This window comes from Providencia sp. PROV141, assembly GCF_028481645.1.
Classification (GTDB): domain Bacteria; phylum Pseudomonadota; class Gammaproteobacteria; order Enterobacterales; family Enterobacteriaceae; genus Providencia; species Providencia rettgeri.
The window spans coordinates 106,860-121,175 of the sequence record NZ_JAMPPR010000018.1; the positions used below are offsets into that span (position 1 = coordinate 106,860).

At 43.8% G+C, this 14,316-nt stretch carries 12 protein-coding genes and 1 tRNA gene; 4 read left to right on the forward strand and 9 right to left on the reverse strand.

What is annotated here, in order from left to right:
* Nucleotides 1-87: 87 nt before the first annotated feature.
* Nucleotides 88-1,341, forward strand: a complete 1,254-nt coding sequence (gene sstT / locus PSF09_RS12670) for a serine/threonine transporter SstT (RefSeq protein ID WP_272664322.1) — start codon at nt 88-90, stop codon at nt 1,339-1,341.
* A 108-nt stretch (nt 1,342-1,449) separates the two neighbouring features.
* On the opposite strand, the gene PSF09_RS12675 is transcribed toward sstT, so the two are convergent.
* Nucleotides 1,450-3,471 carry an NADPH-dependent 2,4-dienoyl-CoA reductase gene (locus PSF09_RS12675; RefSeq protein WP_272683971.1) on the reverse strand — a complete coding sequence of 674 codons (2,022 nt, stop codon included), beginning with the start codon at nt 3,469-3,471 and terminating at the stop codon, nt 1,450-1,452.
* A 223-nt stretch (nt 3,472-3,694) separates the two neighbouring features.
* Here PSF09_RS12675 and PSF09_RS12680 point away from each other — a divergent pair, with 223 nt between their 5' ends.
* Nucleotides 3,695-4,291, forward strand: coding sequence for a GNAT family N-acetyltransferase (locus tag PSF09_RS12680; protein ID WP_272664334.1), 597 nt, complete (start codon nt 3,695-3,697; stop codon nt 4,289-4,291).
* Between the two features lie 45 nt (nt 4,292-4,336).
* Here the strand turns inward: PSF09_RS12680 and PSF09_RS12685 are convergent, their stop codons facing one another.
* Nucleotides 4,337-5,410 (reverse strand): NAD(P)H-dependent amine dehydrogenase family protein, encoded by a 1,074-nt coding sequence (locus PSF09_RS12685; protein WP_272664320.1) that lies wholly within the window; start codon nt 5,408-5,410, stop codon nt 4,337-4,339.
* Nucleotides 5,411-5,769: 359 nt separating this feature from the next.
* On the opposite strand from PSF09_RS12685, the gene PSF09_RS12690 reads away from it, so the two are divergent.
* Nucleotides 5,770-5,846: transfer RNA gene (locus tag PSF09_RS12690), tRNA-Ile, on the forward strand.
* A 400-nt stretch (nt 5,847-6,246) separates the two neighbouring features.
* Entirely contained in the window at nt 6,247-6,741 is a 495-nt protein-coding gene (locus PSF09_RS12695; RefSeq protein ID WP_210835867.1) for a nucleoside deaminase, read from the forward strand.
* Nucleotides 6,742-6,861: 120 nt separating this feature from the next.
* Here the strand turns inward: PSF09_RS12695 and PSF09_RS12700 are convergent, their stop codons facing one another.
* Genes PSF09_RS12700 through PSF09_RS12730 form a run of 7 tightly spaced genes read right to left on the reverse strand, consistent with a single transcriptional unit; the run spans nt 6,862 to nt 14,311 of the window.
* Complete coding sequence (locus PSF09_RS12700; RefSeq protein WP_272683972.1) at nt 6,862-8,505, reverse strand: thiamine pyrophosphate-binding protein; 1,644 nt, start codon at nt 8,503-8,505, stop codon at nt 6,862-6,864.
* Nucleotides 8,506-8,546: 41 nt separating this feature from the next.
* Nucleotides 8,547-10,016: an aldehyde dehydrogenase gene (locus tag PSF09_RS12705; RefSeq protein ID WP_272683973.1), complete on the reverse strand. Its 1,470-nt coding sequence runs from the start codon at nt 10,014-10,016 to the stop codon at nt 8,547-8,549.
* 13 nt (nt 10,017-10,029) lie between these two features.
* A complete protein-coding gene (locus PSF09_RS12710) occupies nt 10,030-10,821 on the reverse strand; it encodes an aspartate dehydrogenase (protein WP_272683974.1) in 792 nt (263 codons plus the stop codon).
* Between the two features lie 11 nt (nt 10,822-10,832).
* Nucleotides 10,833-11,627, reverse strand: a complete 795-nt coding sequence (locus PSF09_RS12715) for an SDR family oxidoreductase (protein ID WP_210835862.1) — start codon at nt 11,625-11,627, stop codon at nt 10,833-10,835.
* 10 nt (nt 11,628-11,637) lie between these two features.
* The gene (locus tag PSF09_RS12720; protein WP_272684009.1) at nt 11,638-12,477 is read right to left on the reverse strand and encodes an alpha/beta fold hydrolase; all 840 of its coding nucleotides are present in this window, start codon (nt 12,475-12,477) and stop codon (nt 11,638-11,640) included.
* Between the two features lie 15 nt (nt 12,478-12,492).
* The gene (locus tag PSF09_RS12725) at nt 12,493-13,005 is read right to left on the reverse strand and encodes a cupin domain-containing protein (protein ID WP_004257990.1); all 513 of its coding nucleotides are present in this window, start codon (nt 13,003-13,005) and stop codon (nt 12,493-12,495) included.
* 25 nt (nt 13,006-13,030) lie between these two features.
* The gene (locus tag PSF09_RS12730) at nt 13,031-14,311 is read right to left on the reverse strand and encodes an MFS transporter (protein ID WP_272683975.1); all 1,281 of its coding nucleotides are present in this window, start codon (nt 14,309-14,311) and stop codon (nt 13,031-13,033) included.
* Nucleotides 14,312-14,316: the final 5 nt, after the last annotated feature.

Consider the following 14,316-nt stretch of genomic DNA (forward strand, 5'->3'; position numbering starts at 1 on the left):
AATTGCCTTTTCAGGCGACTATTATTCCTTATACTTGCTGTGCAAACACATTTAATTCCTAATAAAGATAAATAATATAGGTCTATTATGGATACAAATAAAACAGGGTTATGGCGAGTTATTAGCCAAGGTAGTCTAGTCAAGCAGATACTGGTTGGCTTGGTCGCGGGTATTTTGCTTGCATGGTTATGGCCATCTGCTGCAAAAAATGTCGGGTTGTTAGGGGATTTATTCGTTAGTGCGTTAAAGGCGGTTGCTCCGGTATTGGTATGGGTATTAGTGATGTCATCCATTGCTAACCATCGTCAAGGGCAAAAAACCAATATCAAACCGATACTGGTGTTGTATATTTTGGGAACATTTTTTGCCGCGGTTGTTGCAGTTATTGGTTCTTTCCTGTTCCCGTCAAGTTTAGTTTTAGCGGTGGGGGATACACAGTTAAATCCGCCGGGTAATATTGCCGAAGTGTTAAAAGGTTTGCTAATCAACATATTTGCGAATCCTATCGATGCACTGATTAAGGGTAATTATATTGGTATATTAGCGTGGGCGATCGGGCTGGGTATTGCGCTGCGCCATGCAAATGAAACCACAAAAAATTTAGTTCATGACTTTTCTAATGCAGTAACACAGCTGGTACGTGTTGTGATCCGCTTAGCGCCTTTAGGGATTTTTGGTTTGGTTGCTTCAACTATCGCAACGACAGGCTTTGCAACCTTAAAAGGCTATATACATGTTCTCGCCGTATTGATTGGCTGTATGTTGATTGTTGCTTTCATTGTTAATCCACTAATTGTGTATTGGAAAATGAAACGCAACCCATATCCATTAGTTTTCGCTTGTTTACGTGAAAGTGGGGTAACGGCATTCTTTACACGTAGTTCTGCAGCGAATATTCCTGTGAATATGGGGATGTGTCGTCGTATGAATCTGCATGAAGATACCTATTCTGTTTCTATCCCATTAGGCGCAACCATCAATATGGCAGGCGCAGCGGTAACGATTACTGTTCTGACGTTAGCTGCGGTACATACGTTAGGGATCCCTGTTGATATCCCAACGGCATTGTTATTAAGTGTTGTGGCTGCAGTATGTGCGTGTGGTGCCTCAGGGGTTGCTGGGGGCTCTCTATTACTGATCCCATTAGCTTGTAACATGTTTGGTATTTCAAATGAGATTGCGATGCAAGTCGTCGCGGTTGGTGTGATGATTGGCGTGTTACAGGATTCAGCAGAAACGGCGCTTAACTCTTCAACTGACGTGTTATTTACTGCGGCGGTGTGCTTAGCCGAAGATGAGAAACTGGCGAACGCGGAAGCGCGGTTGTCTCACCGTGATTAACGAGCAAATAAACTAAAGAAAAAGGCAGGGATCGTGAAAACAATCTCTGCCTTTATTTTTGAAAATACGATTAATTTCAGTGACAAACCTCACCAATAGAACAAGCACTCAAAGCTGATACGCGATTTTCATTCCTTGTTCAATGGCGCGGCGAGCATCAAGTTCGGCTGCTACATCAGCGCCACCAATAACATGGGCATTAATGCCACGTTCTGCTAATTGTATTTTTAATGGGCGGTAAGGCTCTTGACCTGCACATAAAATCACATTGTCAACGGGAAGGCATTGGGTTTTATCTTGATAGCGAATATGGAGCCCTTCGTCATCAACTCGCATGTATTCAACACCATTTAGCATATGAACACCACGTTTCATCAGTGACAAACGATGAACCCAACCCGTCGTTTTACCAAGACCCGCCCCTACTTTACTATTTTTACGCTGTAATAAGTACAATTGAGGGGCTGATGCCATAGGGACTTTTTGTGGGGGGAATACGCCACCTTTAGAATGAATTGTGGTATCAATATTCCACTCTTTATTAAATAGTGAAGCATCTAAACTGCTACTTTTCCCTTCTTGGGTTAGTAATTCAGCAACGTCAAAGCCAATCCCTCCAGCACCAATAATCGCGGCGCTTTTCCCAACCGAGCGTTGTTTGGTGATGACATCGATATAAGAAATGACTTTATGGTGATCAACCCCTTCAAGCTGGATTTTCCGTGGGATGACACCCGTTGCAATAATGACCTCATCAAACCCCGATAAACAGTCAACATCGGCTTGGTGTTCAAGGCGCACATCAACATTTAATAGTTCTAGTTGTCGGCAGAAGTAACGGATAGTTTCATGAAATTCTTCTTTACCTGGTATTTGCTTTGCAAGATTAAATTGCCCACCAATGTGGTTAGATTTTTCAAACAAAGTGACGCGGTGCCCCCGTTTTGCAGCGTATATTGCACAAGATAACCCAGCAGGCCCTGCGCCAACAATTGCAACAGATTTACTCAGAGGGGCTTTTTCGTTGGGGTAATCCATTTCTCTAACGGCTTGTGGGTTAACTAAACAACTGGCCAGTTTTCCACTAAAAATGAGGTCGAGACAGGCTTGGTTGCAGCCAATACAGGTATTAATTTCGTCTGCTCTATTTTCTGCCGCTTTGCGAACAAACGCTTCATCAGCAAGAAACGGCCGAGCCATTGAAACCATATCGGCTTGATGATTGGCAATAATATGTTCTGCAACAAAAGGGTCATTGATGCGGTTAGTGGTTATCAGCGGAATATTCACTTTTCCCATTAATTTCTGGGTAACCCAACTAAATGCACTACGTGGGACTTGCGTTGCTATCGTCGGTATTCGAGCTTCGTGCCAACCAATACCCGTGTTAATCATACTGGCGCCTGCATTCTCAATTTGTTTGGCAAGTAATTCGATTTCTTCCCATATTGAACCTTCTTCGACTAAATCCAACATGGAAAGTCGATAAATAATAATAAAGTTAGCACCAACGGCTTCCCGTATTCGCCGTACGATTTCAATAGGAAACCGAATTCGGTTTGTGTAGCTTCCACCCCATTTATCGGTTCTATGGTTGGTACGTTTGGTGATGAATTGGTTAATTAAATAACCTTCGGAGCCCATAATTTCGACACCATCATAGCCTGCTTGTTGAGCGAGTTTGGCTGTCTTCACAAAGTCATCAATCGTTTTTTCAACGTCATTAGTTGCGAGCTCTCTGGGGGCGAATGGAATAATTTCAGCTTGAATAGGGCTTGGGGCAACTAATTTGGGGTGTAGCCCATAGCGCCCTGCATGCAAAATTTGTAAGGCGATTTTACCGTCAGCTTGGTGGACGGCATCCGTGATTTGTTGATGAAATAACAGCTGTTTTTCATCATTTAGTACTGCACCATGTGCAGTAAGTGCCCCTTCAGGATTGGGGGTAATGCCACCAGTAATGATGAGGCTGACACCATTTTCAGCGCGTAAGCGGTAGAAATGCGCCAGTCGTTCGCTGCCTTGTGGGTGTTCTTCAAGCCCAGTATGCATTGAGCCCATCAAAATGCGATTTTTTAGGACGGTATGGCCTAAATCAAGCGGGGTAAAAAGGTGTGGGAAATTGCTCATTATTATACTCCCATTCGGGATTTCATTAACAGGTCAGATGAGTTAACTGTAGCGTAATGAAGCCACAATTTGGTAAAGATGTTAAAATTTTGTGATTTTTATCATATGTTTTCGGTTAAATAGCTGAGTGTCATAAAAAAATAGGCGTTTTTCTTTTTTTATGTCATAAAAAGAGATTAAAAAAAGAGACACAGAGCATAAAGAACAATATAGGAAAACCATGATGAAAGAGATTTGCCAAGCTATTACTTTAGAAGGTGAATATGTTCGCCTTGAGCCTCTATCTCACCAATATGATGCCGAACTGGCAGATATCATTCGACGAGATGGGTTGAATAATTTGTGGTATACCTTAGTCCCTGAGCCTGAGCATTTCTCTCAAGATGTGGAAAAGCGTCTGGAAAATTTCCAGAAAAAGGAATGTTTACCTTTTGTGGTAATAGATAAACGCAGTGGTCAGCCTGTGGGTATTACTTCTTATAACCGTGTGGACCATGCGGTAAGACGGGTTGAAATCGGCGCTACTTGGTATGGGGTCGAAGTACAACGCACCGCATTAAATACAGAGGCTAAATATTTGCTGTTAAAGCATGCTTTTGAGGAATTAAATTGTGTTGCAGTGGAGTTCCGTACGCACTTTTTAAATAGCCAAAGTCGTCGAGCTATTGAACGTTTAGGGGCCAAGCTCGATGGTATTTTGCGCAACCATATGAAAACTAAAACAGGTGAGCTACGTGATAGCTGTGTATATAGTATTATCGAGTCAGAATGGCCGTCGATAAAACATCACTTAGAATGGCAGATGGTGAAACCGCGCTGAGGCTAGGTGCCGGTAAGTCGCCCACCGAAAGGTGGGCGGCGTTCGCTATAAATACTCATGCATAGGTTTGGTCATAAACACATTGTTTGGCATTTTTTCTGTGGTGGTATAGCCTGCAGGGCTATTAATCAATGCCGGAATACGGTTCACCAAATTTGCACAAGTTAATTCTACAGTTGCTGGGTTATTCACTTCAATTGAGGTGTTGGGTTCACCAATGAATTGCCAGCTGTTTTTATCACACTCATCCGCCGTTAAGATTTTTCCAATACACTCTGTTTCAAGGGTAATACCTTCTGCTGTTTCGGTGATCACCACGGCAGATAAGCCCAGTACATCTCCTTTTTTGACGGTCATTTTGAGGGTGTCGGAGTAAATATCTTGTTGAGCAATTTGCGGTACACAGCGCTGAGTTTGGTTGATGATCGTCAGACCAAGCCGGCTACATAGCCAACCATTTTGTGTCCACATATAGGGAGGTGCATATTCACCACTTTCGATTTTCTGAGAAATAACATCGTAAGGTAAGTCGTTATAGTTACCAATTTGTTTGTCGAACTCATCAACGGTTAAACCAGTACCGTGGCCAACGGCGAGAGCGATACCATAATCTTCAACGTTATAGCAGCTAGAACCTTTGATTTTTACCAATTTGTGCATGGAGCCTGCTAAGGTGTCAATGAGTACGCCCCAATACATATCAGGGTAGCCACTACCTGCAAGGGTACAATTATTTTCTTTGGCTAGTGCATCGAGTTTTTGCGTAATTTCTGGTGATGAATTCCATGGATAAAGGGCTTCTTCTCCGGTTGAAATTGCATTCACACCATGGCGAGCAAATAAGGAGAATGCATCTTCTAAATCAGCCATGGTGCTCAATGTGGCGATGATGCCAACATCAGGCTTTAATGTTTCGAGGGTTTTATTTGCTTCATGTAGCGGTTGTACTTTTACCCCTGTTAGCGTCGTCCCTGCGATTTCGCCTATATCTTTGCCAATAACCGCTTCATTGATATCAAAAGCCGCCACAACGTCAGCGCCATGCTCTTGCAAGTAACGGATCAAAAATTTACCCATTTTTCCGCAACCATATTGAACTGCACGTACTTTTTTCATCATTTTTGTCCTATATGCGAATTATCTATAAACTATATTGTGAGATCTGAATATAAAAAATATTGTTTTATATCAATTATTTGAATAAAGAATTTTTAATAAATTTAGTTGCCATTATGATGTTGTTTTTATTATTAATTTGATATTGGTAAGCGTTAAATATAGATAAGGCGTGAGAAACTGATTTAAATAAAAAAGAGTAGGGCTCATTAAAATTGCAGAAAACGACTTTCAAATAATAGCAATTGCTTATGCTATCGCCTTGAATTATAAGAAGAGTGATTGAGTTGAGCATAATTTCAGCATACGGTTTCGAAATACTAGACCTAAGCTAAAACTACACGTATAATCCTCTCCACTTTGGCCCCTTAGCTCAGTTGGTTAGAGCAGTCGACTCATAATCGATTGGTCGCTGGTTCAAGTCCAGCAGGGGCCACCAAATTTTAGCTGTTAAATCAGCGCATTAAGCCACTTTGAAAGAAGTGGCTTTTTTGTTTTTCTAAAGTATATCACGCTAATTACCCCCAAATACTTTTGTAATTCATTTCAGCTTTTCATTTCTTTTTAACTCAGATATTTACTGGCTTTTTGAAATTATATGATTGATATTGCAATCCTTTTGGTGACCTAAAAATTGAAATCCTTTTCATATAGTTAAGCTTGATAGTTTCAGTAGCACCCTTGTACTAACAAAACATGGGCGAAATGTTTTTCATCTCCCAAATGTGCAAGGAAATTGTGTACATGCAGGTTATTTTGTATTAATTCATAACTAGACTTGATATAACCTATTTAGGTTATTTTAAAATTAAATTAATTTATGCATAAAGGGTGTGTATATGGAAAATAAGCTTAACAACAATGAGCAACAGAATGCGCTAGATATTCAGTTTATGACGCAGGCTTTGGCTTTAGCAACGGATGCTGCGAAAAATGGCAATGAACCCTTTGGTGCAGTATTAGTTAAAAATAATCAAGTCGTTATGACAGGTGAAAATCATATTCATACTGAAAGTGACCCAACCTATCATGCGGAGTTGGGTCTCATACGCCAGTATTGTTCTGAACATAAAGTCATGGATTTGTCCGATTATACGCTGTATACCAGTTGTGAGCCGTGTTGTATGTGTTCCGGTGCAATGGTATGGAGCCAATTAGGCCGGATGGTTTATAGCCTTTCTCATGATGAACTTGCCGAGATTGCTGGTTTTAATATTATGCTGGGGAGTGATGAAATCTTTGACAAAAGCCCCTTTAAACCTGAAGTGGTTAAAGGCATCTTAAAAGAGCAAGCGATGTCTATTTATACGCAATATTTTAAGCCAAATTCATAACCTTAGTCGGGTGCTAGAGTTCCTCACTATAATAATTTAAAAAGCAGAAGGCTTTAATCGCTTGTATCATTATCTATCAATGAAATAGGGTGGCTCATGCCACCCTAACCATGGTGAAAGTTAAAATAACTTTTTCTGTGGTGGACCGGAGAAATTCATTGTACCAATATGGTTCATTAACACTTCAACGACAACAGGTTGCTTCAAATCGACAGCTTGGCGGAGCGTTGATTGAAAATCGGTGGCTTTATCTATCGTAAATGCTTGAATCCCCATCGATTGAGCTAATTGACTAAATGAAGGGGTGAGTAACTCATTATAGTATTGGCGGCCTGAGAAATATTTTTCCTGAATACCTCGCATTACGCCATAACCTTGGTCATTCATAATAATCAATACAATCGGGAGCTGCTCTTGTGCCATGGTGGCCAATTCGCCTACGCCTAACATTAACCCACCATCACCAACTAAGCCAATAACAGGTACATTAGGGTTTGCTTTGGCACTGCCAATTGCCATGGCGAGTCCTAGCCCAATTGCGCCTGCTAAAGAGTGAATGTTGTGCATTGGCTGGGTCGCTTTGAGTAAACGGCTTCCCCATAAACTCCCTGATACCGTGATGTCGCGGACAAAAATACCGTCGCGTGGTAAGACTTGCTCTACGGCATCACTGAGTTGACTATAAGGGCCACATTGTTGCCTTAGTTGTTCTTCCGCCTGCTGTACGGCCTCTTGCACTTGTTTCTTCCACTGAGTAGAGATAGGGCGCTTGGCTTGTTCGATTTTATCGGCAAGTGCTTCAAGTAAACTTTTACAATCCCCAGTTACTGACAAATCAGCTAAATAGTTGCGATTGGCGGCGAGTGGGTTTATATCGATTTGAATGATGGGGTGTGGCAAAGGTAATGACCATGTTTTGGTTTCATTACTGCGTAAACGTGAGCCTGCAACGATAGTTAAATCGCATGAACGCATTAATGCATCAACGGAATCTGCATTATGAAAAGCGCGTAAGCTGAATGGATGGTCATCCGATAAAATACCTCGTCCATGGGTGCTGCTGATGACGGCAATACCTGCATCAGCAAGGCGTTTGACAGCATCTTTTGCTTGTAGGGCTCCTGCGCCAACCCACAATAAAGGCTGTGCAGCGTGTTGAAGTTTATCCCAAATTGCATTGACTAACGATGTACAACTGTCAGGTAACCTAGAAGGGGGAAGTGGCGCACTCAGTACAGATAATGGCACCTGCGCACTTTGAATATCAATTGGGATTTCGATAGAGACAGGGCCACAAGGTATAGTTTGAGCAACTTGAATGGCTTTATGCAGCGTGGCGACGGCTTGTTCGGGCGTATGAACACGAAAAGCTTGCTTTGAACTTGAACGTAAAAAGCCGAGTTGGTCATGTGTTTCATGAATAAACCCTGCGTCCATATCCAGATAAGCTTTTTCAACTTGGCCTGTAATGTGGATCATGGGGGAGCATGCATTCATAGCTTCAATCATTGATCCAACAGCATTTCCAGCACCTGCTCCTGTACTGGTTAGCGCTATCCCTAAGCCACTAAAACGGCTATGGGCATCCGCCATGGTGACGGCCCCAGCCTCCCCTCGACTTGGCGTAAAATCAATCACGTCCCGGCGCCCGATAGCATCTGCTATGGGCAAATTATGAATTGAAATAACCCCATAAACCGTTGTGACTTGGTATTGTTCGAGTGTTCTGGCGATAGCTTCGCCAACTGTAATCATTTCAGACATTTTATTCTCCTCAATGCTGCCATAATCCGGTGACGGATTTGCTATTCACACCAACGGTTTGGTTGTGGGTTAAGTGCCAGAAATAGGCTTTTTTGTTGCATATAGGCTTTGAGGCTTTCAAGGCCTTTTTCACGGCCAATGCCACTTTCTTTAAAGCCGCCAAATGGCGTTGAAATAGAAAAAACTTTGTAGGTATTGACCCAAACAGTGCCGACATCAAGTGCATCGGCAAGCTTAAACGCTCGGGTGTAATCTTTTGTCCAAATACCGGCGGCAAGCCCATAAACAGAATCATTAGCTTGCTGAACGAGATCGTCTTCATCATCAAATGGCATTACGACGAGCACGGGGCCGAAAATTTCCTCTTGGCAAACCGTAGATTGGTTATTTAAGCCTTCGATAATCGTCGGTAAAAAGTAGTTGCCATCTTGAAGTGCCGGGTCAGCGGGGGCGGTTCCACCAATACGGATCTTCCCCCCTTGCCGAACGGCTTGTTCGACATAGTTTCTGACGCTATCTCGGTGTGAAGGGGAAATTAATGGCCCTAGATGAACACGCTCTTGCCTTGGGTCACCAATAATCAGGTTGTGGGTCAATTGCGTTAGCTTTTCCATAAAGGATGAGTAGATATCTTTAGCCACAAATAGGCGCGAACCCGCGATGCATGCTTGCCCCATCGAACTAAAAATACCGTAGCAAACACCATGTGCAGCGATATCAAGGTCAGCGTCTGACAACACGATAGTTGGGGATTTTCCCCCAAGCTCGAGTGACGTGGTGATCAGTTTCTCTGCTGCAATGTGAGCCAATTGTCGTCCGGTATTGGTGCCACCTGTAAAGGAGATTTTTTTCACCAGAGGGTGGCGAACTAATGCATCACCGACAATCGAACCTTTACCCGGTAGCACGCTCAATAGGCCGCTGGGTAAACCCGCTTGCTCAAATAGCTCAGCCAATTTTAATGAAATTAGAGGTGTGGCTTCCGCGGGTTTTAAGATGACCGCATTACCGGCCGCAATCGCTGGGGCAATTTTTTGCATATCACTGGCAATCGGGGAGTTCCATGGCGTGATTGCAGCGATTACGCCAATAGGTTGGTAAGTACTTATGGTCATCAGCTCGGGCTGGCGGCGAGGGGGAAGTTCACCACCTGAGACTTCACAAACCGCCGCAAAGTAGCGAGCGGTTGCTGCTGCGCTCATCACTAAGCCACGTGCTTCCGCCCAAGGTTTGCCGTTATCCAAGGTTTGTAATTGAGTTAATGTTTTGCAGTTTTCATCAATTAAGCGACTCACGTTGTACAAGATAGTTGCCCGCTGGTGAGCGGGAAGATTACGCCAAGAAGGCGCTCTCCAGGCCTTATCTGCGGCAATTACCGCATCTTCGACATCTTCCAAACTTGCACTGTTAAGGGTCGCAATCACCTGGTTATTCCCCGGAAAACGCGATTGCATTTCAGGCCCGCGACCTTGCTGCCATTTACCACCAATAAAAATATCCATTTTGTTCATAATAGGGCTCCTATTAAATAGCTTGGTGCTCAGCGATACGACGACAAATTTCAACAGCACTTAAAGCGGCTAACATCGATGTTTTCGGATTTGAAGGGAGTGGATTTCCATTGAGTTCAATGCAGAAATGGCCAAAATCACCAGTAACATCAATGCGGTGCGAGTTTTGTGTGGTAGTCGGGTCAACAACCAATTGCACTTGGGTGGCATCCATCCCAATGCCATACAGTGCAACAGTGGCAGCCACATTGGCATTCGCTGGAAAATTCAGTGCCGCTTCACGGGCACTGCCACTAAAGAACACCGTGGGCTGTGTCACTTGTGATAAATCGACATAACGTTCAGCCGCGCCATTGCGCCAACTTGCAGGGCTTTTACGTGACTGGTAGGTTACTTGGGTGATATTCGCCTCTTTTGCGGCTCGTAGGCCATCAAGACCTGCAACAGCGCCAGTCAGTGGGATCAACTGGCTGTGGTAGCGTTGGGTTAAGGCGATTAAGTGTTGTTCAAACTCCGTGTCTGCAAGTGCTCCCGTTGAGATAATAGCCAGTGTCCAGCCTCTTTCTAGTACCGCTGGTGCATATTGTTTAACGGCTTGGTGACCCGCACACTCCAACACTAAATCTGGTGGAACGATATTATTGTCAAGGTTATCGATGGGGGTGACTGCCCCTTTAAAGCGTTCCAAAATGGCTTGATGATGATGAGGCCGGGCAACAATGTAGCGCAGTGCTATCTCATTAGGTAAGCGAGTAATCACTTCTTGAGCCATTGCACCGTAACCAATCAACATGAGTGTTTTCATCGTTAAATCCTTCAAATATGATGGCTAAAGCCACCAGAAACGTCTAAAGCGGCACCCGAGGTAAACGACGCCATGGGGGAGGCTAAAAAGACTAAGGCACGTGCGGGCTCTTCGGGTTTTCCTAAACGTTGCATTGGAATGCCGCGTTTTTTAGCGATATCACCAATCCATTGTTCCCAATCGATATTTTTATCACTGCGATTGTCGAAACGGCGTCGCCATTGGTCAGATTCCACCATGCCAAGTAAAATAGAGTTCACGCGGATCCCTTTGGGTAACAGTGTTTTCGACAAGTTTAGCGTCATGTTTAATAATGCAGCCCGAGCCGCCGAGGTGGCGACCATATGTGGTTCAGGCTGTAAGGCCAACAGTGAATTGACACAGGTAATAGAAGCTATATTTGATTGCTCCAAGAATGGCAAAAAAGCATTCACGGGGTTAATCACACCAAATAGTTTTAACTGAGCTTCGTGTAACCATGCTTCTTCGGGGGTCTCGCTATAGCTTGCGACATAGCCTTGCCCTGCGTTGTTAATCAATATATCGACGTGTCCATATTGTTGATGAACCTGTTTTGCGAAAGCTTCGGTTTGTGTTTTATCAAGAACATCACAAGGTTGTGCAATAAAATGCCCTTGTGGGTAGTGTTCTCGTAATGTTGTAAGCGCTTGCTGGAGTTTGTCTTGATCACGGCCACAGAATGCCACTTTACATCCTTCATCCAGTAAGAGTTTGACGGTTGCAAAGCCGATGCCGGAGCTTCCTCCTGTCACGACAGCAACACGGTTATTTAACTGTAAATTCATGAGTCTTCCTTTATTCGGCTTCGCAATAGAGTGTCTCTAAAAATTGTTGTAAGTGGTGGTTAAAGGCATCTGGCGCATCTAAATAACTGGCGTGTCCCGCTTGGTTTATCAGGAAATAAGGGCAGTTTTTTTGGCGTGCGAGTTGCTCTACTTGGGCTGGTGGCGTAATGGTATCTTCTGTGCCAACCAGTATTTCCAAGGGGCCACCATAGCGATTTAAATATTGGCTAATATCGTCATGGGCTAGCATCCACGCCGCGGCTAAGAAGCCTTTGGGGTTGAGCTTCTTCATGTTCTGTTGAACCCAATTGACTTTTTCAGTGGTTGCGTTGGCGGATAACAAAGCAGCGGCACGGTTTTGCGCATATGCCTCAATACCGGAACTAAAAACAATATCTTGCCGCTGTTGGTAAACTTGTTTTTGTTGGTCAGGGCTTTTTGTGGCATAACCTTGCGCGGGGTTCGCTAAGATTAAGCCTTTAACTTTATTGGGGTATTGCGCTGCAAAAGCACTTGCCATTATGGCGCCAAGAGAGTGTCCCACTAACACGACGGGTGATAAGGCCAATTTATCAATAAAAGTATTCAATGCATTTGCGTAATCAATAGCGGTAGGCGTTGTCGTCTCTAGCTCACGGCTTTCTAAATAGCCGGGCGCATCCCAGCTATAGAGATGATAGTGTTCTGTCAGTGATGGACTGGTCAGTTGGCTTACCCATGAAGCAGAACCAGAGCTGATACCATGCAGCAATACCACCGGGTGCCCTTGGCCTGCTTCTCGCCAATTGAGGCGATATTGGCCAAAGTCTGCTATCTGTGGTTCCGGGAGTTTTTTATTGAGCAAATTCATCACTGACGACTCCTGTTAGTTACGTTTAACTTTTGATAAAGGGTGATCTTCAGGATATGTCGGGATCGCAGGTTTTGGTGTCCCGATCATGACGCACATTAAGGCTTCTTCTTCTCCATGGTTAAATAAGCCACGATAAATACCCGCAGGGACTGAAATTAGGTCACGTTCTTTCAGGACGGTTTCATACTCTTCATTGCCATCTTTCACAAACAACGTGATGGTGCCTTTCAACATAAAGAACACTTCTTCAACATCGGGGTGCAGGTGTAATGGCCCCTCGCATTTGGCAGGGAGAACCATGGTGGAGAAGGTAAAGTTCTCTGCGGGAACGGTGTTGACATCATTAGCAACGCCAGTCGCACCCGTGCCGATATAGCGCATTTGTGCGCGGCGATATTTAGGGTCGTAATCCGCTTGGAATTTCAGTGCATTCCAGTCATATTTACGCCCTTCAAGGCGAGCAATACGCGACTCAATCCATTGTGCCATTGGAATATCTTGTGGTTTGATTTGCGGTTGTGACATGGTGTTATCTCCAATAAAAAATGAATTAATATTTTTTCAGTAAAGGCACTAGTAACAAGCTGCCGAATAAACCTATGACGACGATAAATAACAGCCCGCTATCCATAGTGTGAGTGACAGTAATAAGAACTCCCATTGCCAGCGGTGCAGCAGCGCCAGCAAGGTTTCCTAACCCATTGAAAATACCGCCTGCTAATGCACTGACTTGCTTTTGTGTGGCTTTTGCGAGTAGAGCAAAGATATTTGGTGCGCCCGCCCCCCACATGAACATGCTAAACGCCATCATAAGAATGATGCTGTAGGTGCCAGTGAGAAATAACACACCAGCAAGGCCTAAAACGGCACCAAGTAGTGAAATAAAACAAACGAGTGCACGGCGATCGTAGCGATCTGATAACCACGCTCCGATGGCTTCACCAAATAACATGGCGATAAAGGGAAGGGATGACAGAATTCCTGCATGTTCTAAGTGAATAGACTTACCTTTAATTAAATAGCTGGGTAACCAACCATTCATTCCCCAAAGGTAGACAAGAAAAGCGATATTAAACATGCAGATAATCCAAAAATGGCTATTTTGGAATAAGCGTTTTTTATGGGCTCGCATCACGGCCAATTGCTCCACTGGAAGTGTTTCACCTGCTGTGTTTTTAGTCTGAGCTTGGCGATTGACTAAGTTGGGATGGCGAATACCAATCACCACAAGCCACCAAACAGGAACAGTAAAGGCGGCCATGACAAAAAATGTACTTTGCCAACCATAATTATTGAGTAAATACAATGAGATAGGAAATCCTAATGCTGCGCCTAACGGTGTGCCTAATAACCACATCATGGTGGCACGCGCTTGCATTTTTGGCGGAAAGGTACGGCGCACAATGGCGTAAGCGATTGCCAGCAAAGGCCCTTCGGCAATTCCTAGCAATACACGCAGAAAAACCATCGTGCCATAGTGGTGTGTGAATCCCATAAAAATCATGAGAAAACACCAGCTACTGATCATAAATAACAGCATTTTGGTGGGGTGAAATTTATCGCCAATACCGCTTAGCAGCATGGAAGAAACACCATAAGCGAATAAAAATGCGCTCATCAGTAACCCTAAACGGGTTGGGTCAAAATCAATCCCCAGAGCTTGCTGAAATTTTTCGTCAGAAAATAGAGCTGCAATACTGATTTTATCGAAGAAAGCCAGTAGTACACAGGAAAACAACCCGATAGGGATCAACCAATTGATCTTTTCAGGAACATCTTGCTCGACTTGATCATGCTCTGAGTTTTGTAAGGTTATAGTCTGATTAGCCATGAGAT

Coding starts and splice junctions, on each gene's coding strand:
- sstT (WP_272664322.1), top strand. CDS start 88: ATGGATACAAATAAAACAGGGTTATGGCGAGTTATTAGCCAAGGTAGT.
- PSF09_RS12675 (WP_272683971.1), bottom strand. CDS start 3,471: ATGAGCAATTTCCCACACCTTTTTACCCCGCTTGATTTAGGCCATACC.
- PSF09_RS12680 (WP_272664334.1), top strand. CDS start 3,695: ATGAAAGAGATTTGCCAAGCTATTACTTTAGAAGGTGAATATGTTCGC.
- PSF09_RS12685 (WP_272664320.1), bottom strand. CDS start 5,410: ATGATGAAAAAAGTACGTGCAGTTCAATATGGTTGCGGAAAAATGGGT.
- PSF09_RS12695 (WP_210835867.1), top strand. CDS start 6,247: ATGGAAAATAAGCTTAACAACAATGAGCAACAGAATGCGCTAGATATT.
- PSF09_RS12700 (WP_272683972.1), bottom strand. CDS start 8,505: ATGTCTGAAATGATTACAGTTGGCGAAGCTATCGCCAGAACACTCGAA.
- PSF09_RS12705 (WP_272683973.1), bottom strand. CDS start 10,016: ATGAACAAAATGGATATTTTTATTGGTGGTAAATGGCAGCAAGGTCGC.
- PSF09_RS12710 (WP_272683974.1), bottom strand. CDS start 10,821: ATGAAAACACTCATGTTGATTGGTTACGGTGCAATGGCTCAAGAAGTG.
- PSF09_RS12715 (WP_210835862.1), bottom strand. CDS start 11,627: ATGAATTTACAGTTAAATAACCGTGTTGCTGTCGTGACAGGAGGAAGC.
- PSF09_RS12720 (WP_272684009.1), bottom strand. CDS start 12,477: ATGAATTTGCTCAATAAAAAACTCCCGGAACCACAGATAGCAGACTTT.
- PSF09_RS12725 (WP_004257990.1), bottom strand. CDS start 13,005: ATGTCACAACCGCAAATCAAACCACAAGATATTCCAATGGCACAATGG.
- PSF09_RS12730 (WP_272683975.1), bottom strand. CDS start 14,311: ATGGCTAATCAGACTATAACCTTACAAAACTCAGAGCATGATCAAGTC.